Source organism: Pseudomonas sp. ADAK18, from assembly GCF_012935695.1.
Classification (GTDB): domain Bacteria; phylum Pseudomonadota; class Gammaproteobacteria; order Pseudomonadales; family Pseudomonadaceae; genus Aquipseudomonas.
Window position 1 is genome coordinate 5,476,951 of sequence record NZ_CP052859.1, and the last position, 21,698, is coordinate 5,498,648.

22 protein-coding genes are annotated in these 21,698 nt (G+C 59.7%); 10 read left to right on the forward strand and 12 right to left on the reverse strand.

All coding sequences use genetic code 11. The annotated features are described in order from the left end of the window. The first annotated feature begins 87 nt into the window (after positions 1-87). The 5 genes from tssE (at position 88) to HKK55_RS24930 (ending at position 8,234) form a co-directional block, all read left to right on the forward strand. The gene (tssE, locus tag HKK55_RS24910) at positions 88-603 is read left to right on the forward strand and encodes a type VI secretion system baseplate subunit TssE (RefSeq protein WP_169357020.1); all 516 of its coding nucleotides are present in this window, start codon (positions 88-90) and stop codon (positions 601-603) included. Next, positions 600-2,459, forward strand: a complete 1,860-nt coding sequence (gene tssF, locus HKK55_RS24915) for a type VI secretion system baseplate subunit TssF (protein ID WP_169357021.1) — start codon at positions 600-602, stop codon at positions 2,457-2,459. The genes tssE and tssF overlap by 4 nt, the downstream gene beginning before the upstream one ends. Next, a complete protein-coding gene (gene tssG / locus HKK55_RS24920) occupies positions 2,423-3,466 on the forward strand; it encodes a type VI secretion system baseplate subunit TssG (RefSeq protein ID WP_169357022.1) in 1,044 nt (347 codons plus the stop codon). The genes tssF and tssG overlap by 37 nt, the downstream gene beginning before the upstream one ends. Next, positions 3,459-6,137: a type VI secretion system ATPase TssH gene (gene tssH / locus HKK55_RS24925; RefSeq protein WP_169357023.1), complete on the forward strand. Its 2,679-nt coding sequence runs from the start codon at positions 3,459-3,461 to the stop codon at positions 6,135-6,137. The genes tssG and tssH overlap by 8 nt, the downstream gene beginning before the upstream one ends. A 156-nt stretch (positions 6,138-6,293) precedes the next feature. Next, on the forward strand, positions 6,294-8,234 hold the full coding sequence (locus HKK55_RS24930; protein ID WP_169357024.1) for a type VI secretion system tip protein VgrG: 1,941 nt from the start codon (positions 6,294-6,296) through the stop codon (positions 8,232-8,234). A 39-nt stretch (positions 8,235-8,273) separates the two neighbouring features. Here the strand turns inward: HKK55_RS24930 and HKK55_RS24935 are convergent, their stop codons facing one another. The 9 genes from HKK55_RS24935 to HKK55_RS24975 all read right to left on the reverse strand — a co-directional run bounded on the left by HKK55_RS24935 (position 8,274) and on the right by HKK55_RS24975 (position 14,661). Then, complete coding sequence (locus tag HKK55_RS24935; protein ID WP_169357025.1) at positions 8,274-8,699, reverse strand: GTP pyrophosphokinase; 426 nt, start codon at positions 8,697-8,699, stop codon at positions 8,274-8,276. Further along, complete coding sequence (locus HKK55_RS24940; RefSeq protein WP_169357026.1) at positions 8,696-8,926, reverse strand: hypothetical protein; 231 nt, start codon at positions 8,924-8,926, stop codon at positions 8,696-8,698. The genes HKK55_RS24935 and HKK55_RS24940 overlap by 4 nt, the downstream gene beginning before the upstream one ends. Then, complete coding sequence (locus HKK55_RS24945) at positions 8,916-10,292, reverse strand: PAAR domain-containing protein (protein ID WP_169357027.1); 1,377 nt, start codon at positions 10,290-10,292, stop codon at positions 8,916-8,918. Before HKK55_RS24945 ends, HKK55_RS24940 begins: the two co-directional genes overlap by 11 nt. 313 nt (positions 10,293-10,605) lie before the next feature. After that, complete coding sequence (locus HKK55_RS24950; protein WP_169357028.1) at positions 10,606-10,941, reverse strand: hypothetical protein; 336 nt, start codon at positions 10,939-10,941, stop codon at positions 10,606-10,608. After that, a complete protein-coding gene (locus HKK55_RS29440) occupies positions 10,934-12,145 on the reverse strand; it encodes a PAAR domain-containing protein (RefSeq protein ID WP_169357029.1) in 1,212 nt (403 codons plus the stop codon). The genes HKK55_RS24950 and HKK55_RS29440 overlap by 8 nt, the downstream gene beginning before the upstream one ends. Before the next feature lie 64 nt (positions 12,146-12,209). Then, entirely contained in the window at positions 12,210-12,644 is a 435-nt protein-coding gene (locus HKK55_RS24960; RefSeq protein ID WP_169357030.1) for a DcrB-related protein, read from the reverse strand. Positions 12,645-12,826: 182 nt separating this feature from the next. Beyond that, positions 12,827-13,102, reverse strand: coding sequence for an HU family DNA-binding protein (locus HKK55_RS24965; RefSeq protein ID WP_003213368.1), 276 nt, complete (start codon positions 13,100-13,102; stop codon positions 12,827-12,829). Between the two features lie 191 nt (positions 13,103-13,293). Further along, positions 13,294-14,442, reverse strand: coding sequence for an NAD(P)/FAD-dependent oxidoreductase (locus tag HKK55_RS24970; RefSeq protein ID WP_169357031.1), 1,149 nt, complete (start codon positions 14,440-14,442; stop codon positions 13,294-13,296). 51 nt (positions 14,443-14,493) lie between these two features. Beyond that, on the reverse strand, positions 14,494-14,661 hold the full coding sequence (locus HKK55_RS24975; RefSeq protein ID WP_003213373.1) for a rubredoxin: 168 nt from the start codon (positions 14,659-14,661) through the stop codon (positions 14,494-14,496). A 197-nt stretch (positions 14,662-14,858) separates the two neighbouring features. Between HKK55_RS24975 and HKK55_RS24980 the strand changes: the two genes are divergently transcribed. Continuing rightward, positions 14,859-15,422, forward strand: coding sequence for a chorismate lyase (locus tag HKK55_RS24980; protein ID WP_169357032.1), 564 nt, complete (start codon positions 14,859-14,861; stop codon positions 15,420-15,422). After that, on the forward strand, positions 15,422-16,312 hold the full coding sequence (ubiA, locus tag HKK55_RS24985) for a 4-hydroxybenzoate octaprenyltransferase (RefSeq protein WP_169357033.1): 891 nt from the start codon (positions 15,422-15,424) through the stop codon (positions 16,310-16,312). The genes HKK55_RS24980 and ubiA overlap by 1 nt, the downstream gene beginning before the upstream one ends. A gap of 33 nt (positions 16,313-16,345) precedes the next feature. Here the strand turns inward: ubiA and HKK55_RS24990 are convergent, their stop codons facing one another. Further along, a complete protein-coding gene (locus HKK55_RS24990; protein ID WP_169357034.1) occupies positions 16,346-16,726 on the reverse strand; it encodes a hypothetical protein in 381 nt (126 codons plus the stop codon). A 152-nt stretch (positions 16,727-16,878) separates the two neighbouring features. On the opposite strand from HKK55_RS24990, the gene phoB reads away from it, so the two are divergent. From phoB to HKK55_RS25005, 3 genes are all read left to right on the forward strand, one after another. Further along, positions 16,879-17,568, forward strand: a complete 690-nt coding sequence (gene phoB / locus HKK55_RS24995; protein ID WP_003176964.1) for a phosphate regulon transcriptional regulator PhoB — start codon at positions 16,879-16,881, stop codon at positions 17,566-17,568. Positions 17,569-17,649: 81 nt separating this feature from the next. Beyond that, on the forward strand, positions 17,650-18,936 hold the full coding sequence (gene phoR, locus HKK55_RS25000) for a phosphate regulon sensor histidine kinase PhoR (protein WP_237151386.1): 1,287 nt from the start codon (positions 17,650-17,652) through the stop codon (positions 18,934-18,936). A gap of 268 nt (positions 18,937-19,204) precedes the next feature. Further along, positions 19,205-20,545 carry a hemolysin family protein gene (locus tag HKK55_RS25005; RefSeq protein WP_169357036.1) on the forward strand — a complete coding sequence of 447 codons (1,341 nt, stop codon included), beginning with the start codon at positions 19,205-19,207 and terminating at the stop codon, positions 20,543-20,545. Positions 20,546-20,644: 99 nt separating this feature from the next. Here HKK55_RS25005 and HKK55_RS25010 read toward each other — a convergent pair whose 3' ends face one another. Both HKK55_RS25010 and HKK55_RS25015 read right to left on the reverse strand, forming a co-directional pair. Beyond that, complete coding sequence (locus HKK55_RS25010; RefSeq protein WP_169357037.1) at positions 20,645-21,328, reverse strand: M23 family metallopeptidase; 684 nt, start codon at positions 21,326-21,328, stop codon at positions 20,645-20,647. A 66-nt stretch (positions 21,329-21,394) separates the two neighbouring features. Next, the gene (locus HKK55_RS25015; protein WP_169357038.1) at positions 21,395-21,694 is read right to left on the reverse strand and encodes a helix-turn-helix domain-containing protein; all 300 of its coding nucleotides are present in this window, start codon (positions 21,692-21,694) and stop codon (positions 21,395-21,397) included. Positions 21,695-21,698 lie beyond the last annotated feature (4 nt).

A 21,698-nucleotide genomic window follows, 5' to 3' on the forward strand; every position in this document is an offset into this window, starting at 1 on the left:
AGGACTTCGTCCTCGAACGCAGCCTCGCTCCGCTCGACAGCTGCTACGGGGTTGTTCCTCCTGCAACCCGTCCGTGGAGCTGCTTTAGTGGTAACTGAAATCGCTTCCCGCGACCGTCTGCAACCGTCCCTGCTGGACCGGTTGACCGACGACGACCCGACCAATCCCAAGGAAAGCGCCGATAAACGCGTGCTGTCCCTGACCCAATTAAAAGCCTCGGTGCTGCGTGACCTTGCGTGGCTGCTCAATACCACCTCATTGCTCGATGCCGATGCAACGCTACACACCCCCGCTGGGACCTCGGTGGTCAATTACGGCCTGCCGGCGCTGGCAGGTAACAGCGCCTCCAGCGTTGATGTCAGCGCCCTGGAAACCCTGATTTACCAGGCCATCGCCACCTTTGAGCCGCGCATCCTGCGCAACACGTTGCGGGTACGCGCACGGGTGGCTCACGGCGAGATGAACCACAATGCCTTGAGCTTCGAGATCGAAGGCGACCTGTGGGCCCAGCCGGTGCCGTTGCGCCTGTTGCTGCAAACCGACCTGGACCTGGAGTCCGGCCACGTGCGCGTGGTCAATGCCGACCAGCGGAGGCGCACATGAATCCGCGCCTGTTGGAGCTGTACAACCAGGAACTGCACCACGTGCGCGAAAGCGCTGCGGAGTTCGCCAAGGAATACCCGAAGATCGCCAGTCGGCTGACCCTGTCCGGCATGGACTGCGCCGACCCGTACGTCGAACGTTTGCTGGAAGGCTTCGCCTACCTCACTGCGCGGGTGCAGCTCAAACTCGACGCCGAGTACCCGACCTTCACCCATAACCTGTTGGAAATCGCCTACCCGCACTACCTGGCACCGACGCCGTCGATGACCGTGGTGCAGTTGCAGGCCGATCCCGACGAAGGCTCCCTGGCCAGCGGTTTTGCGCTGCCCCGGGACACCGTATTGCGCGCCGCCCTGGGCCGCGAAACCCAAACGTGCTGCGAGTACCGCACCGCGCATCCGGTGACGTTGTGGCCGCTGCAAGTCAGCCAGGCTGAGTACTTCGGCAACCCTTCGGCCGTGCTTGGGCGCCTGGCCGCCAGCGAGCCCAAGGCCAAAGCCGGTTTGCGCCTGACGTTGCGCACCGGCGCAGAGCTGCCGTTCAACAGCCTGGCCCTGGACAATCTGCCGCTGTATCTCAGCGGTGCCGACGAGCAGCCGTTCCGCCTCTACGAGCAATTGCTGGGCAACGCCTGTGCGGTGTTTGCCCGCAAGCCGGGCGGCGACTGGGTCGAACGCCTGCCGTCGGATGCCCTGCGCTCCCGGGGCTTCGACGACGTCGATGCGGCGATGCCGGTGGTTCCGCGGGCCTTTCAGGGCTATCGGTTGCTGCAGGAATACTTCGCCCTGCCGCATCGCTTCCTGTTCGTTGAGTTCGCTGAACTGAGCCGCGCCGTCAAGCGCTGTGACGGCCAGGAGCTGGAACTGATCGTGCTGTTCGACCGCCATGATCCGAGCCTGGAAGGCAGTGTTGGCGCCGCGCAATTCGTGCCGTTCTGCACGCCGGCGATCAACCTGTTTCCCAAGCGTGTGGATCGAATTCACCTGTCCGAACGGGTCAACGAACACCATGTGATCGCGGACCGCACGCGACCGATGGATTTCGAGATTCATTCCCTGAGCGCCATCACCGGCCACGGCACCGGGCCAGAACAGTCGTTCTTACCGTTCTACGCTGTGCGTGATCCGTCACGTTATGGTCGTGATCAGGCTTACTACACCGTACGCCGTGAGCCGCGCGTGCTGTCCAGCGACCAGCGTCGCAACGGCCCGCGCTCTACGTATGTGGGCAGCGAAACCTTTGTCAGCCTGGTGGACAGCCGGCAGGCACCGTATGGCCATGACCTGCGCCAACTGGGCGTCACGGCACTGTGCACCAACCGCGATCTGCCGCTGTTCATGAGCGTGGGCAACGGCAAGACCGACTTCACCCTGGCCGACAGCGCTCCGGTGCTGGCGGTGCGTTGCGTTGCCGGGCCCAGTCGCCCGCGCGCCAGCCACGCCCACGATGCCAAGGCCTGGCGACTGATCAGCCAGTTATCGCTCAACTACCTGTCCCTCAGCGAGCAAGGCCAGGGCGCCGCCGCGCTGCGCGAGTTGCTGCGCCTGTATGGCGACAGCAACGATGCCGCGCTGCAATTGCAGATCGAAGGCCTACGCGAGGTCAGCAGCAAAGCCGTGACCCGCCGCCTGCCGATGCCCGGGCCGATCGTGTTTGGGCGCGGGCTGGAAATCACGCTGGAATTTGATGAAAACGCGTTCCGCGGTACCGGCGTGTTTCTGCTCGGTGCGGTGTTTGAACGGTTCCTGGCACGCTACGTGTCGATCAACAGTTTTACCGAGACGGTGATCCGTACCACCGAACGCGGCGAGATCATGCGATGGAAAGCCAAGCCCGGACGCCGTCCGACCCTGTAAACACGCTGTCGGCGATGCATCAGGAGCCCTGGGAATATGACTTCTTCCAGGCGCTGCGTCGTATCGAGTGCGAATCGCCGAACCTGCCGCGCCTGGGCCATTCCCTGCGCCTGGCGGATGACCCATTGCGTCTCGGGCAGCAAGCCGATTGCACCTTCGCCCCAGCCACGTTGGCGTCGGTGGAGCCTGGTTTTGACGGCAAGCCGGCGCGCCTGGAACAGTTCTTTTTCGGCCTTGGCGGCCCCAACGGCCCGCTGCCGCTGCACATCACCGAATACGTGCGCGAACGCCAGCGCAACAATGCCGACGGTACCAGCAAGCGCTTCCTGGATGTATTCCACCACCGTCTGCTGAGCCTGTTTTACCGGGCGTGGGCCGAGGCCCGGCCAACGGTCAGCCATGATCGGCCGGACGACGATTATTGGTCGGCACGCCTGGCGGCGTTGAGCGGACGGGGTATGCCAGGCCTGCGGGAACAGGGCCTGATTCCCGACACCGCGAAGCTGCACTACAGCGGCCACCTGTCGGCGCAGACCCGCTACCCGGACGGCTTGAAAGCGATCCTCGGCGAATATTTTGGCCTGCCGGTGGAGATCGAAGAGTACGTCGGCCAATGGCTGGAACTGCCCGAACGCAGCCGCGTCGGTGTCAGCGCCAACCAGTTGGGCGTGGACTTTTGCCTGGGCAGCCACGTGTGGGATCGCCAGCATAAATTCCGCATCCGCCTGGGGCCGCTCAAGCTCGATGACTACATGGGCATGTTGCCCGGCAGCCCGCCATTCAACGAACTGGTGGCCTGGGTGGCCGAGTACCTGGGCCATGAATTGGACTGGGATTTGAACCTGATTCTTCAACAACCGGAAGTCCCGGCGTTGCAGCTCAACGGCCAGTTCCGCCTGGGTTTCAATACCTGGCTCGGCCAACCCGAGCACGACGCCAACGACCTAATCCTGGCACGGCATTATGCCGAGCTGGCCAACACCTCAAGGAATCCAGAGCATGGGTGAAATCAGTCGCGCCGCACTGTTCGGCAAACTCAACAGCGTGGCCTACAAGGCCATCGAAGCCGCCACCGTGTTTTGCAAACTGCGGGGTAACCCGTATGTGGAACTGGCTCACTGGCTTCACCAGTTGCTGCAACTGCAGGACTCGGACCTGCACCGCATCATCCGCCAGTTCAACATCGAGCCGGCGCGGCTGGCCCGTGACCTGACCGAAGTCCTGGACCGCTTGCCTCGCGGCTCAACGTCGATCACCGACCTGTCGTCCCATGTGGAAGAAGCCGTGGAGCGCGGCTGGGTCTACGGCAGCCTGATGTTTGGCGAAAGCCAGGTGCGCACGGGCTACCTGGTGCTGGGCCTTCTCAAGACCCCGAGCCTGCGCCATGCACTATTGGGCTTGTCGTCGGAATTCGACAAGATCAAGCCCGAAGCCTTGAGCGAGCGCTTTGACGAGTACGTCGGTGATTCGCCGGAAAACGCCCTCACCGCCAGCGACGGTTTTAATGCCGGCGCCGTACCGGGTGAAGCCAGTGGCGCGATGGCCCCGAGCGCGATGGGCAAGCAGGAAGCCCTCAAGCGCTTTACCGTCGACCTGACAGAGCAGGCCCGCAGCGGCAAGCTCGACCCTATCGTCGGCCGTGATGAAGAGATCCGCCAACTGGTGGACATCCTGATGCGTCGTCGCCAGAACAACCCGATCCTCACGGGTGAAGCCGGGGTGGGCAAAACCGCCGTGGTCGAAGGCTTCGCCCTGCGCATTGTCGCTGGTGACGTACCGCCCGCGTTGAAAGACGTGGAACTGCGCAGCCTCGATGTCGGCCTGCTGCAAGCCGGTGCGAGCATGAAAGGCGAGTTCGAACAGCGCCTGCGCCAAGTCATCGAAGACGTCCAGGCCTCGCCAAAACCGATCATTCTGTTTATCGATGAAGCCCACACGTTGGTGGGTGCCGGCGGTGCTGCCGGGACCGGCGATGCAGCCAACCTGCTCAAGCCTGCCCTGGCCCGTGGCACCTTGCGTACTGTGGCCGCTACCACCTGGGCCGAGTACAAGAAGCACATCGAGAAAGACCCGGCCCTGACTCGCCGTTTCCAGGTGGTACAAGTCGCCGAGCCGTCGGAAGACAAGGCGCTGCTGATGATGCGCGGCGTGGCCTCGACCATGGAAAAACACCACCAGGTGCAGATCCTCGACGAAGCCCTGGAAGCCTCGGTGAAGCTGTCCCACCGCTACATTCCTGCCCGCCAGTTGCCGGACAAATCCGTGAGCCTGCTGGACACCGCCTGCGCCCGCGTCGCCATCAGCCTGCACGCGGTGCCGGCGGAAGTGGACGACAGCCGCCGTCGTATCGAGGCGCTGGAAACCGAGCTGCAGATCATTGCCCGCGAACACGCCATCGGCATCGCCATCGGCGCGCGCCAAACCAACAGCGAAGCCTTGCTGACGGCCGAACGTGAGCGCCTGGCAACCCTGGAAAGCCGCTGGGCCGAAGAAAAAACCCTGGTGGACGAACTGCTCGCCACCCGCGCCACCCTGCGGGAAAAGGTCGGTGTAGTGGACAGCGATGCCGGCACCGACGACAGCCAGGCCTTGCGTGAAAAGCTGGTGGACCTGCAACAGCGCCTGACGACCTTGCAAGGTGAAACCCCGCTGATCTTGCCGACCGTGGATTACCAGGCCGTGGCCTCGGTGGTCGCCGACTGGACCGGCATTCCGGTGGGCCGTATGGCCCGCAACGAACTGGAAACGGTGCTCAACCTCGACCAGCACTTGAAGAAACGCATCATCGGCCAGGACCATGCCCTGCAGATGATCGCCAAGCGCATCCAGACCTCCCGCGCCGGCCTCGATAACCCGAGCAAGCCCATCGGCGTGTTCATGCTCGCCGGTACTTCCGGCGTGGGTAAGACCGAAACCGCCCTGGCCCTGGCCGAAGCCATGTACGGCGGCGAGCAGAACGTCATCACCATCAACATGAGCGAGTTCCAGGAAGCCCACACCGTGTCGACCCTCAAGGGTGCGCCTCCGGGCTACATCGGCTATGGCGAAGGCGGCGTGTTGACCGAAGCCGTGCGGCGTAAACCGTATAGCGTGGTGCTGCTGGACGAGGTGGAAAAAGCCCACCCGGACGTGCACGAGATCTTCTTCCAGGTGTTCGACAAGGGCGTGATGGAGGACGGCGAAGGCCGGGTGATTGACTTCAAGAATACCTTGATCCTGCTCACCACCAATGCCGGTACCGAGCTGATTTCCCGAGTCTGCAAAGACCCGGCGAACATCCCGGACCCCGAGGAGATCGCCAAGGCCCTGCGCCAGCCGCTGCTGGAAATTTTCCCACCAGCGTTGCTGGGGCGCCTGGTGACTATTCCGTACTACCCGCTGAACGACGAGATGCTCAAGGCGATCACTCGCCTGCAACTCAACCGCATCAAAAAGCGCGTGGAGAACACCCACAAAGTGGCCTTCGACTACGACGACGACGTGGTCGACCTGATCGTGTCCCGCTGCACCGAAACTGAAAGCGGCGGACGGATGATCGACACCATCCTCACCAACAGCCTGCTGCCGGACATGAGCCGCGAGTTCCTCACCCGCATGCTGGAAGGCAAGGCGTTGGCGGGGGTGCGGATCAGTACGCAGGATAACGAATTGCACTACCAGTTCAGCGACACCGAATAACTACTGTTGGAATGCGGTCAGTGTGGGAGCTGGCTTGCCTGCGATAGCGGTCTGACATTCAGCCTTGATGTTGACTGACACACCACTATCGCAGGCAAGCCCGCTCCCACATTTGGGCCGGTTTCTTCAGTGATTACGACACTTACGGGACACTCGATGTTATTCAACCAAGCCTCACGCCTGGCCAAGATCACCAGCCCCCTGGGGCCGGATGTGCTGATGCTCAATGAAATGGGCGGCGGCGAAGAGTTAGGCAGGCTGTTCAACTTCGAGTTGCAGCTGACTTCACTCGACGCCGCCATCGACCTCAACCGGTTGCTGGGCAAGCCCATGTGCCTGAGCCTGCAGCTGGCGGACGGTGGCGAGCGCTTTTTCCATGGCCTCGTTGCCCGTTGCAGCCAGAACATCGACCAGGGTCAGTTCGCCAGTTACCAGGTCACGTTGCGCCCGTGGTTGTGGCTGCTCAGCCGCACCTCCGATTGCCGGATTTTCCAGAATCTGACCATCCCGCAGATCATCAAGCAGGTGTTCCGTGATCTTGGCTTTTCCGACTTCGAAGACGCTCTGAGCCGTCCATACCGCGAGTGGGAATACTGCGTGCAGTACCGCGAAACCAGCTTCGAGTTCGTCAGCCGGTTGATGGAGCAGGAAGGTATCTACTACTTCTTCCGCCATGAACAGGACCGCCATGTGCTGGTGCTGGCCGATGCCTATGGCGCCCATACCGGCGTGGTCGGCTACGGTTCCGTGCCCTACTATCCCAAGGACGAGCAGCAGCGCGAACGGGACCATATGCACAACTGGCACCTGGCGCACGAAGTGCAGCCCGGCTCGCTGGAGCTCAACGACTACGACTTCCAGCGCCCCAGCGCCAGCATCGACGTGCGCTCGGCCATGCCACGCCCGCATACCGCCGGCGACTACCCGCTGTACGATTACCCCGGCGCTTATGTAAAGAGCGAAGACGGCGAACACTACGCCCGTACCCGTATCGAAGCCCTGCAAACCCTGCACGAACAAGTGGAGTTCAGCGGCAACGCCCGGGGCTTGGGTTCCGGCAACCTGTTCAGCCTCACCGGCTTCAGTCGCCAGGACCAGAACCGCGAATACCTGATCGTGGGCGCCCGTTATTACATCGCCCAGGAAAGCATGGAAAGCGGCGGTGGCGCGCCTTCGGCGCAGTTCGAAAGTAGCCTGACCTGCATTGATGCCCAGCAAAGCTTCCGGCCCCTGGCCAACACCCACCGCCCGATCGTCAAAGGCCCGCAAACCGCGTTGGTGGTGGGACCCAAGGGCGAGGAAATCTGGACCGATCAATACGGCCGGGTGAAGGTGCATTTCTATTGGGATCGTCACGACCAGTCCAACGAAAACAGCTCGTGCTGGATTCGTGTGTCGCAATCCTGGGCCGGGAAAAACTGGGGGAGTATTCAGATCCCACGCATTGGTCAGGAAGTGATCGTCAGTTTCCTTGAGGGTGATCCAGACCGGCCAATTATTACTGGCCGCGTTTATAACGCTGAGCAGACGGTGCCTTACACATTGCCCGCCAACGCGACCCAAAGCGGCACCAAAAGCCGCTCCAGCAAGGGTGGAACTCAGGCCAACTTCAATGAAATACGTATGGAGGACAAAAAAGGCGCCGAGCAACTGTATATCCATGCCGAGCGCAATCAGGATATTGCCGTAGAGAATGACGAGGGCCATTGGGTGGGCCACGACCGGCACAGCACAGTGGATCACGACGAGATTGTACGAATCGGCAACGATCGCCTACGGGCGGTGCAGTGCAACGATGCCTTACATGTAGGTGGGGCTAAGAGCGACAGCATCAGCACCCAATACCTCATCGAGGCGGGGTCGCAAATTCGGTTGGTGTGCGGGAAAAGCGTGCTTGAGTTCAATGCCAGTGGAGAGATCAACATCTCGGGCACGGCGTTCAATATCTACGCCAGTGGTAACGGCAACATCGATACCGGCGGCCGACTTGACCTCAACGCAGGAAATGCCTGTGCCGTGGATGACAAAGGGAAAGGCATCAAGGGCGCTATTGATGCAGCAGTGAAAGCCCTGTTTCCGAAAAAACCTAAACGCTGACAATACACATCGAGCCGGACAGAGAGCCTGTCCGGTTGATCAGATCGGCGCCAAAAGATACCGCAGCGCTTTGTGATACTTGGCAACCCTCTCCAGGTCCTTGGCCTCAAGTGTGGGCAACCGAGTGAGGTTGAGGTTGTCCCGGATGTCTTCGATTTTCACCTTTCGCGCCAACTCATCAGGCCGAATCCGTGCGATGAAGTCTTCGTAGTCTTCGCCGGGACGCTTTGAGAGGCAGTCGATGGCATGTACCACATGCTCGCAGAGGCCTAAATGCCTGAGTTCATCCAGAGTGACATTACCGTCTTCGACTACATCGTGCAGCACGCTGACGATCTGCTCATCCAATGTCTCAAACCTCAACATCAAGCGCAGCGGGTGCAGGATGTAAGGCTTGCCAGACTTGTCTACCTGCCCGGTATGAATACGACAAGCCAAGGTAATGGCGGCGTCGAGAATACTCATTGGCGTGGAAACCCTTTTTCGTATTGCTCGCGAGTGATTTCTCGGCCGGAGCACAGCGCCTCTCTATACAAACGATGGTCAGGAGTAACTGGCTCCGCACGCTCTTGTGCACCGTAAAATTTGACGTATATTTTTTTCTCACGGTGGTCCCAGCGATACGTGACCTCTTCAAAGTCGTAATCGATGAAAACATCTCGGGTTAAAAGCGCTTCGAAATTAATTGCCACTGCTCCCCCTTATTACGTCGTAATAAGCTCTGCTCCTCTCGGCAATGGCCTTTGCCTCGACACTGTTTGGGTCTAACACTCGCCACTCCTCATAGTACTTATGGCCCAGTCCGCCTTCGACGTTAGCTTTCGCCGCCACCGCATTGTAGGTGTCATCGCCCAACAGCACTCGACTAAGGGCCTCGGGCTCCTTGGCATAGATCATTTCAGGAGAGTTGACCTGAATTTCCCCTGGAATACCTGCACGCGTCGGCAAGGTGGAGTTCACACCGCTGTAGCCCATAGGGTCAGTCGCGCCATCGATGATCTTCACTTTAGCGCCCTGGTTGCCTAACTCAGTCGCTACCGCGCCTACCTGGTCTGACTTGACAATGATCGTGTTTCTCGCCAAATCCTTGATCCGGGTCGGGTCACCCTCATAGTCATTCATAATCTTCTCGACGGCCCTCGCCTGGGACTTAATGGGCGCCTTCGCAACCGTCCCGCCATATTTGGCGGCTAGCTGATCCGCCGTGGCATCGATTTCTGCCTTAGCACCTGGCGCCTTCGCATAAACCTCTTCAAAGCCTTTGGGCAGCGGATTCTCGAGCTCGGGTGTGGCTTTAGGCTTCGCAAGTTTGGCTCCCAGCCCCAACAGCGCCATTCCCGCTACACCTTGCAATAGATCCCGATAACCAGGTCCTAACCTATCACCCAGGTCTCCCAGAAGCGCCATACCGCCCAGAACCAGTCCACCCACAACAACGAACTCTGCCAGCACCGCAAGACCAGCCATACCTGCCAGGATCAGAGCGCCTCCCGCCGCCAGTAGCCCGAGGGTCTCCAAGCCCGTGTGCATCCAGCTTTCGATATCGAGGACGAACGCCACGGAGAGGGTTGGACCTCCGATAAACGTATTGGGGCTGCCACTCTTGATATGAGCACCACAGACCATTTTGCTATGAAGGCGTGCTGCTGGCTTACCGTTGATGAACACCGTGGCACTGCCTTCGGCAATCAATACCGGGAACGGCCACATCGGATGATTCAGCGGCAGACCGGTGCAGGACGAGGCAATGTCCTCCCCTGCCCTCATCGCATTGAGGTTATTGATATAGACATTCAAACTGCCCATCAACAACTTCCCCGTCGTGGGCTCCGGCAAGTTGAAGATCGTACTCAGGCCTTTGACGATCTGGAACATCGACAGTCCCCCCGCCGCAATCGCGCCGGCCATGATGACAACTGCCAACCCACCGGTGGCGACGGTGGCGGCGATCACAGCGGCACCAATCAAGGCACCTGCGACAGCGCCTGCGATCATCGCCGCCACCCCAAAACCGTGGGCTATTTCGTCACCTAAACGGGCTGCCGCTTGTGCGTCCATCGCGTCCCCTCTCTGCAGGTTAACTCTCGCTACACAGTCAGATCGCCGGTTCTCGGCTGGACAATCAAAAGTTCATCTAGCTCACGCTTGCGGCAGCGTATGACGAAGGGTGGTGCAGCATCCGCTTTGTCTGGAGAAGGCCTTCATTCACCGCATCAAATATTGGCGGGCACAAAGTCCGGTCCACCAAGCTTGTTCCGCACCACCAAGGCCGTACGCATCAACATATTGATGTCATTGCCGTGTGGGTATCGTCTTCCTGCTGGTTAACTCATGCTGCGCGATTACGAACCCATGGATCAAACACAATGATTCAAGCGTGATCAATACGATATTGACCAGGTGCCGTCCAGGCGACTCTCAAAAATCCACCACTAAGAAAACCTAGATCGTCCCGCAGGTATTCAAAAACCTCAGCAGGGCACCATTCCTTACCTGCAGAAAAGGCAACTTCCAGCGAACGCAGGGCATCAAATACTTGGGCCTTCTGCTTATCATCCAGAACATCCATAACATAAACATCACTTTCTGCCGTCTGCGAAAATCCAATAGCACGCAAAGCAGAGTCCAGCGTGTGATCAATCACTCGGACGCGAACTGAATCGCCGTCTGCTTTTTCCACATAAGCCTTTAGCGCTTCATTAATCACTGACGAACACCTCAGTTAACGTTTTAATACCGCTCGCATCTTTTGTAGGAATGGATTCAACGACCATTTCCGGAGCCCCTCCCGGCAAGTGTTTGCCAGGGCCTAAAAAGTACTGGTTACCTTCCAACGGGCTTCTGGGCATACGGTCAACAATATTATCGACCTGCCTGACTTTAAAGCCGCCTTGTAATGAACCGTCTTCCAACCCAAAGGCACGCTCCAACGCCGCTGCTTGTTTTGTACTGATGGTTACTTTGGGGCTTCCTGAGAAGTCACCGATGACATCCGTCACGCCTTTTTTATCAGAGATAAAGCTACCACCCCTGCCGATGGTCGGGTATTTATCCCACGAAGTAGGACTGACGTTAAAGCCGGTATTGTCTTTGAGCATTTGCTCTTGCCGCTGACGGGCCAATAGGGTCCGCTCGGTAGCGCTCATGGGCCTACGCGCTAATCTCGGGCTTACGCCCAGCAGGGCCAAACCCGCCACCCCTTGCAGCAAGTCTCGATAACCTGGTCCTAGCCTGTCGCCCAGGTCTCCAAGAAGCGCCATACCTCCCAAAACCAAACCACCGACAACAACAACTTCGGCAAGAACAGCGAGCCCTGCCATAGCAGCCATGACTAGACCTGCGCCCGCTGCCAGCAGCCCTACAAGCTCCAGCCCAGAATGCATCCAGCCTTCGATATCGAGGACGAATGCCACCGAAACCGTCGGCCCACCGATAAATGTATTGGGGCTACCACTCTTGATATGAGCACCGCAGACCATTTTGCTATGCAAGCGGGCGGCCGGCTTGCCGTTGATGAACACCGTGGAGCTGCCTTCGGCAATCAATACCGGGAACGGCCACATCGGGTGATTCAACGGCAGGCCGGTGCAGGACGAGGCAATGTCCTCCCCTGCCCTCATCGCATTGAGGCCATTGATATAGACATTGAAACTGCCCATCAACAGCTTTCCCGTCGTGGGCTCGGGCAGGTTGAAGATCGTACTCAGGCCCTTGACGATCTGGAACATCGACAAACCGCCCGCCGCGATCGAACCCGCCATGATGACCACCGCCAAGCCGCCAGTGGCGACGGTAGCCGCGATGACGGCCGCACCAATAAACGCGCCTGCCACTGCACCCGCAATCATCGCGGCGACACCAAAGCCGTGCGCTATTTCATCACCTAAGCGTGCTGCGGCCTGCGCATCCATCGCGTGCTTCTACCTTCTTGGTCAACTCACACTGCCTGAGCATGCATGGAGTGGGTCGCATGAATCAGATACTGGATACCAGTGGTTTGAGCGTACCCATGACCATCTTCCAAGCCGTCTCGTGATGTACAAGGTCGTTAGGGGTAGTGGTCAACGTGGTGATCAGGACGGCCGGCTTACGTTCAATAAACACCTGACGCAACATCAGTTCGCGCCCCTCACGCTGCCAGGTGTAATCCAGCAAAGTAGCGGCATGGTCATGCAGCACCATGTCCCAACGCTGAATCAGCTTAAAGTCAGGCAATTGCTGCTCAGCACTTTTCACTTGTCTATCGACGTACTCCACAAAGGTAGCTTCGCCCTGAGTAGCATCACGACTGATGACAAAGCTCGCTTCCTTGGCGCCGCCAACAGCCGGCAGCTTAAAGATGTTGATACTCTGGTCCTGCCAGGCATCAGGAATGTCGAAGTCTGCTTCTTGAATTCTGTATAGGGCCACAGTGATCGCGTTCCATGGATGTGAGTGACTCGAGGAAGGGCAAATACTCGGGTAATACAAGATAACAATCAAGCAAGCCGAAGGAGATACCTGATTCACACGCCACAAAAAATGGGCACCCGACCCAGTCGGCGTGCCCATTTTTTATTCTGCGACGCCTCCCTTCGAGACGGTACTGCCTGTTACGGGTTGACGCTGTCTTTGAGCGACTTGCCCGGCTTGAACGCAACGGTGTTGCTCGCCTTGATTTTTACCGGCTCGCCGGTTTGTGGGTTCTTGCCGGTGCGGGCGCCGCGGTGGCGTTGCAGGAAGGTGCCGAAGCCAACCAGGGTGACGCTGTCCTTGCGATGCAGGGCGCCAGTGATTTCTTCGAGAACGGCGTTGAGTACGCGGTTGGCCTGTTCTTTGGTCAGGTCTGCTTTTTCAGCAATAGCGGCTGCGAGTTCTGGTTTACGCATAAATGAAGCCTCTTTGACGGTTTTTTGTTGTTATGTCCGTGCTGCTCTCTGGTGGAGCAGCGCCCAAGGCGCCGCAGGCTCTACTCTGCGGCAGACGGGAGTGAGGATGGCATGCCATCGGACACTGCGCCAGTCTCGTGGCGACCTTTCTACGCTCAAAACAGGGGTTATTCCGACAGAACGACCGGCATTTACGCCAGCAACGGCGGAAGTTCTTTGTTCAGGGCCAGTTTTTCCATAACGGCTGTGCCGGTCAGCGCATAACCCAGCAGGCGACCGCTGGCGTCGCGGCACAATGCCTTGATGTCGGTACCCTGCCCTTCGACGCTCCAGACCCCTTCGGTGCCCCGTGGTGGTGGCGAGACCACCAACGGGCAGACCGGGGTTTTCACGGTGACGGGCATCGGCCCGTAATTGACTGCCGTGGCGTTGCCCGCCAGGGTCTGGGCCAGGGCGCGAGCACAGCTCATCAGTGGCATGACGTACAACAAATTCAGGCCATCGACCTCGGCGCAGTCGCCCAGGGCGTAGATATTGGCGTGGGAGGTCTTGAGGTGGCGGTCGACCATGATCCCGCGGTTGGTCTGCAAGCCGGCGGCGGCGGCCAGGTCTACGCGAGGACGCAAGCCGATGGCCGAGACCACCAGGTCACACTGAATCACTTCGCCATCAGACAAGTGCGCTTCCAGGCCGTCAGCGGTGCGTTGCAGGCGATTGAGCACCGGCCCCAGGTGGAAACGCGCACCGAGGCTTTCCAGCCCAGCCTGGACCGCTGCAGCCGCTGCCGGGTGCAGCAGGGTCGGCATGACTTGCTCGCACGGTGCGACTAGGTCGATTTCGTAGCCGCCGAGGATCAGGTCATTGGCAAATTCACAGCCAATCAGCCCGGCGCCCAGCAGCAGGACCCGGCGTTTGCCGGCCGCTGCCGCACGAAAGCGGGCGTAGTCTTCCAGGTCATTGATCGGGAAAATCAGCTCCGAGGCGTCGCCCTGCACCGGCACGCGCACGGTTTCCGCGCCCCACGCGAGAATCAGGTCGCGATAGGCCACGGCTTCTTCACCGATCCACAGGCGCTTGTGGCCCGGGTCGATGCCGCTGATGCGCGTGTGGGTGCGCACCTCGGCCTTGAGTTGCTCGGCCATGGCGCCAGGTTCAGCCATGCTCAGGCCATCGGCTTCCTTGTTCTTGCCAAAACCGGTGGAGAGCATGGGCTTGGAGTAGGAGCGGCCGTCATCTGCGGTGATCAGCAACAGCGGGGTTTCGCTATCGAGTTTGCGAAACTCCCGGGCCAGGTTGTAACCGGCCAATCCAGTGCCGACGATCACGACAGGTGCGTTCATTCCTTTCTCCTAGTAGTACGTTTCTTAAAATCGCTTCTTTAATTCAAAGAATTAACCGATCTCGATCATTTCGAAATCCATTTTGCCGACGCCGCAGTCCGGGCACAGCCAGTCTTCCGGGACGTCCTGCCACAGGGTACCCGGAGCGATTCCGTCATCCGGCCAGCCGTCCTTCTCGTCATAGATCAGGCCACAGACTACACATTGCCACTTCTTCATTACTTGCTTCCTCAAGATCCAGGCTTTACTGGCCGACAGTCGATAGATCCAGCGTTGCCGTACGGCTCAGGGCGTTTTGTACTGATCGGGGCTCGCAGATGCAAGCATGATCGACGCCTGGAGCAGGTATGCCCCGGCAAAAGTCCGGGTCACCATGGTAAGCTCGCCACCTCTTTTGCTGCCAATAATGACCCACTGTGCCGCACTCAAACGCCGCCTCCGTTGCTTGCCGATGGCTGACCCAGAGCCTTCTGGCCCCCTTGCCCGCGCCGTTGACCCTCGACTGGCTGTTCGATGACGGCTCGCTGACACGGCGCCTGACGCGCCTGTCCAATGACGGCTTCAGCGTGACGCCGCTGGTGGAAGGCTGGCAGCCGCTGCGAGACGATGAATGTGCCGCCCTGGACTTGCTGCCGGCCAGCATTGGCTGGGTTCGCGAGGTGTATTTGCGCGGTCATGGCCAGGCTTGGGTGTTTGCCCGCAGCGTGGCGGCTCGCAGTGCGTTGCAGGGCGACGGCTTGCATATGGACGAGTTGGGCAGCCGCTCGTTGGGAGAACTACTGTTCTGCGACCAGGCGTTTGCACGCCGGGCCATCGAGGTTTGCCGTTACCCACGGGAGTGGCTGCCAACGGCCGTGCAAGCCGATGAACTGTGGGCGCGCCGTTCGCGGTTTGATCGCGGGCCGCTGAGCGTGCTGGTGGCTGAAGTTTTCCTGCCGAGCCTGTGGCACGCCGTGCACGAACATCCGGAGAATGGTTGATGTATCAGCGTCTGCTCAAATCCCTGAATCATCTGAATCCTAGGGCCTGGGACTTCATCCAGTTGACCCGCATGGACAAACCCATCGGTATTTATCTGCTGCTGTGGCCGACTCTCTGGGCACTGTGGATTGCCGGCAAGGGGTCGCCGTCCCTGGCCAACATCGTGATTTTTGTCTTGGGCGTAACGCTGACCCGCGCTGCCGGTTGCGTCATTAATGACTGGGCTGACCGCAAGGTCGACGGCCATGTGAAACGCACCGCGCAGCGCCCGTTGGCCAGCGGCAAGATCAGTTCAAAAGAAGCCTTGGTGTTCTTTGCGGTACTGATGCTGATCAGCTTCCTGCTGGTACTGCTGACCAACTCCATGACCATCTGGCTGTCGCTGGGCGGCCTGGCACTGGCGGTCAGCTATCCGTTCATGAAGCGCTACACCTACTACCCGCAGGTGGTATTGGGCGCAGCGTTTTCCTGGGGAATGCCGATGGCGTTCACCGCCGAAACCAGTAGCCTGCCGGCCACCGCCTGGCTGCTATACATCGCCAACCTGCTGTGGACGGTGGCCTACGACACCTACTACGCGATGACCGATCGTGACGATGACTTGAAAATCGGCGTGAAATCCACCGCGATTCTGTTCGGTGACGCTGACCGGGTAATCATCCTGGCCTTGCAGGGCTTGGCGCTGGTTTGCCTGCTGCTGGCGGGCACGCGGTTCGAGCTGGGAGGCTGGTTCCACCTTGGGTTGCTCGCAGCAGCCGGGTGTTTCGCCTGGGAGTTCTGGTATACGCGGGACAGAGATCGGATGAAGTGCTTCAAGGCGTTCTTGCACAACCACTGGGCAGGGTTGGCGATTTTTGTCGGGATTGTGGCGGACTACGGGTTTCGGTAAGGGGCCAGGGCCCCTTACCGCTGCTCGATTGAATCAGGGTTTGGCGACCTTCCACGCCCCGTCCATTTTGCCTTCGCCAGTCATGTCACCAGCCTTTTTGTCCATGATGAAGGTGTAGAGCGGTTTGCCACCGTAGGCCCATTGACCCTTTTGGTCGTCACGAGTGATCACCGTCCACTTGCCCATGGGCTTGTCGGTAGATTCAGCCATCAGTGGTGGCCAGTTCGTAGCGCACTTGTCGTTGCACATGGACTTGCCGTCAGCATCCTTGGCAAAGGTGTAGAGCGTCATGCCCTTGTGATCCACCAGCATCCCGTCCTTGGTCATCGCAGGATCCGCGGCAAATGCCAGGGTCGGCAGCGTCAGTGCGGCCGTTACCAGCAGGGCTTTCCAGGAAAAAGTACTGTGAGTCATCGGAACCTTCCTTTTGTGGTTGTCAGGATTCGGACCCAAAGCGTAGCCCAGGAAGGCGCCGATTGCCCAAGCCACTAAAATACTGTCACACGACTGCAATAATTCCGTTATCTAATGCGGCGCAAGACAGTTAAATGACAAGGGGACTTAGCATGGTTGGCAGGAGCATTCTGATCGTTGACGACGAAGCGCCTATTCGCGAAATGATCGCCGTTGCGTTGGAAATGGCCGGCTATGACTGCCTGGAGGCGGAAAACTCCCAGCAGGCCCATGCCATTATCGTCGACCGCAAGCCGGACCTGATCCTGCTGGACTGGATGCTACCCGGCACCTCCGGCATCGAACTGGCCCGTCGTCTCAAGCGCGATGAACTGACCGGGGACATCCCGATCATCATGCTTACCGCCAAGGGCGAAGAGGACAACAAGATCCAGGGCCTGGAAGTTGGCGCCGATGACTACATCACCAAGCCATTCTCCCCACGGGAGCTGGTAGCCCGCCTGAAAGCCGTACTGCGCCGTGCCGGACCGACTGATGGCGAAGCGCCTATCGAAGTCGGTGGCCTGCTGCTGGACCCTATCAGCCACCGCGTGACCATCGACGGCAAGCCCGCCGAGATGGGCCCCACCGAATATCGCTTGCTGCAGTTCTTCATGACTCACCAGGAACGTGCCTACACCCGTGGCCAGTTGCTCGACCAGGTCTGGGGCGGCAACGTGTATGTCGAAGAGCGTACCGTTGACGTGCATATCCGCCGCCTGCGCAAAGCCTTGGGCGATGCCTACGAGAATCTGGTACAAACCGTGCGCGGCACCGGTTATCGGTTTTCCACCAAAGGCTGAGCCAGCCCCTCCCTGCCCGAACAGCTGACAAGGACGCGTGTTTAAGTGAATCAAAACTGGCATGGCACCCTGATCCGCCACATGCTTCTGCTGATCACCGGCTGCCTGCTGGTGGGCCTGATCAGCGGTTACTACGGCTGGAGCCTGGCCATTGGCCTTGGCGTCTACCTGGGCTGGACCCTCAAGCAACTGCTGCGTTTGCATGAATGGCTACGCAAGCACCAACCCGACGAAGCGCCACCCGACGGCTACGGCCTGTGGGGCGAGGTGTTCGACAGCATCTATCACCTGCAACGCCGCGACCAACGGGTACGCGGACGTCTGCAAGCGGTGATCGACCGGGTCCAGGAGTCGACTGCCGCACTGAAAGACGCGGTGATCATGCTCGACAGCGATGGCAACCTGGAATGGTGGAACCGCGCCGCCGAAACCCTGCTGGGCCTCAAGACACCTCAGGACAGCGGCCAGCCCGTGACGAACCTGGTGCGCCATCCGCGCTTTAAGGAGTACTTCGAGCAGGACAACTTCGAAGAAGCCCTGGAAATCCCGTCGCCGACCAATGATCGGGTGCGCATTCAGCTGTACCTGACGCGCTATGGCAACAACGAGCATTTGATGTTGGTGCGCGACGTCACCCGCATCCATCAGTTGGAACAGATGCGCAAAGACTTTGTGGCTAACGTCTCTCACGAGTTGCGCACGCCGCTGACGGTGATTTGCGGGTACCTGGAGACGCTGTTGGACAACGTCGAAGAGGTGAATCCACGCTGGACCCGTGCCCTGCAGCAGATGCAGCAACAAGGTGGCCGCATGCAAACCCTGCTCAACGATCTGCTGTTGCTGGCCAAGCTGGAAGCCACCGATTACCCCTCGGACAATCAGCCCGTACCGGTGCAAAGCCTATTGCAGACCATCAAGAACGACGCCCAGGCCTTGTCCGGGCAACGCGAGCAAAGCATTTCCCTGGAGGCCGACCCATCGATTCTGCTCAAAGGCAGCGAGGGCGAATTGCGCAGCGCGTTTTCCAATTTGGTGTTCAACGCGGTGAAGTACACCCAGGACAAAGGCACCATCCGCATCCGCTGGTGGGCTGACGACCAGGGGGCGCACCTGAGTGTTCAGGATTCCGGCATCGGTATCGACAGCAAACACCTGCCACGCCTGACCGAGCGTTTCTACCGAGTGGACTCCAGCCGCAACTCCAACACCGGCGGTACCGGCCTGGGCCTGGCGATCGTCAAGCATGTGCTGCTTCGTCATCGTGCTCGCCTGGAAATCAGCAGTGTGCTGGGACATGGCAGTACCTTCACCTGCCATTTTCCGCCGGCGCAGATGACGCGCTCACGGGCGCTTGGCAGCGATGAGTAACTGAAACTGGCAACGATCCAATGTGAGAGCTGGCTTGCCTGCGATAGCGTCTGCACATTCAACAGCGTCAGTGCCTGACACTACGCGATCAAAGGCAAGCCAGCTCCCACACTGGATTTACGTGGCTCCAGGCTGCAGTTTCCAGGCCCCGCCCGGCAGCCGCTACTAGGCAAGCGCCCCATCAGCCGCTACATTGGCTGACTTACGCCTGCCCTTCAGGCCTACCTGCTAACCCTTTTTGAATACACGGAACCCGCAAAACCCCATCATGGACCCTTCCCCTGGTATCACCCTCGCGACACTCTTCGCCGATTTCGGCATGATTCTTTTTGCACTGATCCTGGTACTGCTCAACGGCTTCTTCGTTGCGGCGGAATTTGCCATGGTCAAACTGCGCGCCACCCGGGTCGAGAGCATCGCCCACAAGAACGGCTGGCGCGGGCAGATCCTGCGCACCGTGCACAGCCAGCTCGACGCCTACCTGTCGGCCTGCCAACTGGGTATCACCCTCGCCTCCCTGGGCCTGGGCTGGGTCGGTGAACCGGCCTTTGCGCACATCCTGGAGCCGCTGCTGGGCGCCATCGGCGTGCAATCGCCCGAAGTGATCAAGGGCGTGTCGTTCTTTGCCGCCTTCTTCGTGATTTCCTACCTGCACATCGTGGTCGGTGAACTGGCACCCAAATCCTGGGCCATTCGCAAACCCGAGCTGCTGTCGCTGTGGACTGCGGTGCCGCTGTACCTGTTCTACTGGGCGATGTATCCGGCGATCTACCTGCTCAACGCCAGCGCCAACGCCATTTTGCGTATCGCCGGCCAAGGCGAGCCTGGCCCACACCACGAACACCATTACAGCCGTGAAGAACTGAAACTGATCCTGCACTCCAGCCGTGGCCAGGACCCGAGCGACCAGGGCATGCGCGTGCTCGCCTCCGCCGTGGAAATGGGCGAGCTGGAAGTGGTGGACTGGGCCAACTCCCGGGAAGACCTGGTGACCCTGGACTTCAACGCCCCGCTCAAGGAAATCCTCGCACTGTTCCGCCGCCACAAATTCAGCCGCTACCCAGTGTATGACGCGGTGCGCAATGAGTTTGTCGGCCTGCTGCACATCAAGGACCTGCTGCTGGAACTGGCAGCCCTGGACCACATCCCCGAGTCGTTCAACCTGGCCGAACTGACCCGCCCACTTGAGCGCGTATCCCGGCACATGCCGTTGTCGCAACTGCTGGAACAGTTCCGCAAAGGTGGCGCGCATTTCGCCCTGGTGGAGGAAGCCGACGGCAAGGTCATCGGCTACCTGACCATGGAGGATGTGCTGGAAGTGTTGGTGGGTGATATCCAGGACGAACACCGCAAGGCTGAGCGCGGCATCCTCGCCTACCAGCCCGGCAAGCTACTGGTGCGTGGCGACACGCCTCTGTTCAAAGTCGAACGCCTGCTGGGTATCGACCTGGACCACATCGAAGCCGAAACCCTCGCCGGCCTGATCTACGAAACCCTGAAACGGGTACCGGAAGAGGAAGAAGTGCTGGAAGTTGAAGGCCTGCGCATCATCATCAAGAAGATGAAGGGCCCGAAAATCGTGCTGGCCAAGGTGATGATGCTCGACTAGGGCGCGCCCTTGCTCGCGAAGAACCTGAGAGCCCCGCTGGGTGTCAGGTTCCCTGTGTCATCGTTAACGACCATCACGAGCAAGCTTGCTCCTACAGCCTCATGGCGTGCCCAACGCAAAGTTGGGCAACACCCCTACCGGTTGATTGAACTCGTAGGGAATCGACGCCAGCCCCAACTCCGTGGCGCGCTGCACCACAAAATGCAGATGTGGCCCGCTGCTGTTGCCGGTATTGCCCGACAACGCCAGCGGGCTGCCCACCGCCACACGTTGCCCTTGCCTGACGCTGACTGAACCTTGTTTCAGGTGCAGGTACACGCCCTGGGTGCCGTCATCGTGTTGCACCCGCACGAAGTTGCCCGACGGGTCGCTTCCGCGCCCCGCCTGGTTATTCTCGGTTTTCACCACCACCCCACCACGCGCCGCAATGATCGGTGTGCCTTCAGGCATCGCGATATCCATGGCGAAACGGCTTTTGAGGTCGGTGTGGCTGAAGGTGCCGTTCGGCCCCTGGGTCAGACGGAACGGTCCGCCGCGCCAGGGAAAGGGATAGCGATAGGTTTGGATGATGCCAACAGGGGCTTTGGGTTTCTGGATATCCAGCACCTGGCGCTTCAAGGGTTTGACGACCCGATCCTGAAACACGAACGCCTGCGCCCCCGGCGTGTGCCGGTCGCTGAAGACAACGACACCGTCGGCGTCGATGGATTTGTAGAGGGTCATGGCCGTTGCCGAGGAGGCGACCGTGAGTAATCCACAGAAAAGGAGTGAGCGCACGAACATAGGCTGGGCCTGCCAGGAACGACTGAATGGCAGGCTAGCAAGGGATCATGACAATGCTGTGTGGACTTAGGCCTGCAGCGGTGCGAAACAAATATCCACGTCCATATGGGCCGCCGCAGAAAGGTTGACCAGAGCATCCAGTGAGAACTTGTCGATCTTGCCGCTCAGCACATCATTAAGGCGCGGCTGACTGATATGAAGCCGCTGGGCGGCGTCTTTCTGGGAGAGCTCCCAACCGCGGATGGTTTTGCAGAGTTCCAAAAGCAGCTTGGAGCGCAAACGCATGTTCGCCGCTTGCTGGGGAGTGTCTTCCAAGGCATCCCAGACGCTACTGAAACGCTCGGTTTGAAACTTTTGATCTGTCATGGGC

Excerpts from the sequence above, each read along its gene's own strand:
- tssF (WP_169357021.1), top strand. The coding sequence starts at position 600 with ATGAATCCGCGCCTGTTGGAGCTGTACAACCAGGAACTGCACCACGTG.
- tssG (WP_169357022.1), top strand. The coding sequence starts at position 2,423 with ATGGAAAGCCAAGCCCGGACGCCGTCCGACCCTGTAAACACGCTGTCG.
- tssH (WP_169357023.1), top strand. The coding sequence starts at position 3,459 with ATGGGTGAAATCAGTCGCGCCGCACTGTTCGGCAAACTCAACAGCGTG.
- HKK55_RS24930 (WP_169357024.1), top strand. The coding sequence starts at position 6,294 with ATGTTATTCAACCAAGCCTCACGCCTGGCCAAGATCACCAGCCCCCTG.
- HKK55_RS24935 (WP_169357025.1), bottom strand. The coding sequence starts at position 8,699 with ATGAGTATTCTCGACGCCGCCATTACCTTGGCTTGTCGTATTCATACC.
- HKK55_RS24945 (WP_169357027.1), bottom strand. The coding sequence starts at position 10,292 with ATGGACGCACAAGCGGCAGCCCGTTTAGGTGACGAAATAGCCCACGGT.
- HKK55_RS29440 (WP_169357029.1), bottom strand. The coding sequence starts at position 12,145 with ATGGATGCGCAGGCCGCAGCACGCTTAGGTGATGAAATAGCGCACGGC.
- HKK55_RS24965 (WP_003213368.1), bottom strand. The coding sequence starts at position 13,102 with ATGCGTAAACCAGAACTCGCAGCCGCTATTGCTGAAAAAGCAGACCTG.
- HKK55_RS24970 (WP_169357031.1), bottom strand. The coding sequence starts at position 14,442 with ATGAACGCACCTGTCGTGATCGTCGGCACTGGATTGGCCGGTTACAAC.
- HKK55_RS24975 (WP_003213373.1), bottom strand. The coding sequence starts at position 14,661 with ATGAAGAAGTGGCAATGTGTAGTCTGTGGCCTGATCTATGACGAGAAG.
- ubiA (WP_169357033.1), top strand. The coding sequence starts at position 15,422 with ATGTATCAGCGTCTGCTCAAATCCCTGAATCATCTGAATCCTAGGGCC.
- HKK55_RS24990 (WP_169357034.1), bottom strand. The coding sequence starts at position 16,726 with ATGACTCACAGTACTTTTTCCTGGAAAGCCCTGCTGGTAACGGCCGCA.
- phoB (WP_003176964.1), top strand. The coding sequence starts at position 16,879 with ATGGTTGGCAGGAGCATTCTGATCGTTGACGACGAAGCGCCTATTCGC.
- phoR (WP_237151386.1), top strand. The coding sequence starts at position 17,650 with ATGCTTCTGCTGATCACCGGCTGCCTGCTGGTGGGCCTGATCAGCGGT.
- HKK55_RS25005 (WP_169357036.1), top strand. The coding sequence starts at position 19,205 with ATGGACCCTTCCCCTGGTATCACCCTCGCGACACTCTTCGCCGATTTC.
- HKK55_RS25010 (WP_169357037.1), bottom strand. The coding sequence starts at position 21,328 with ATGTTCGTGCGCTCACTCCTTTTCTGTGGATTACTCACGGTCGCCTCC.
- HKK55_RS25015 (WP_169357038.1), bottom strand. The coding sequence starts at position 21,694 with ATGACAGATCAAAAGTTTCAAACCGAGCGTTTCAGTAGCGTCTGGGAT.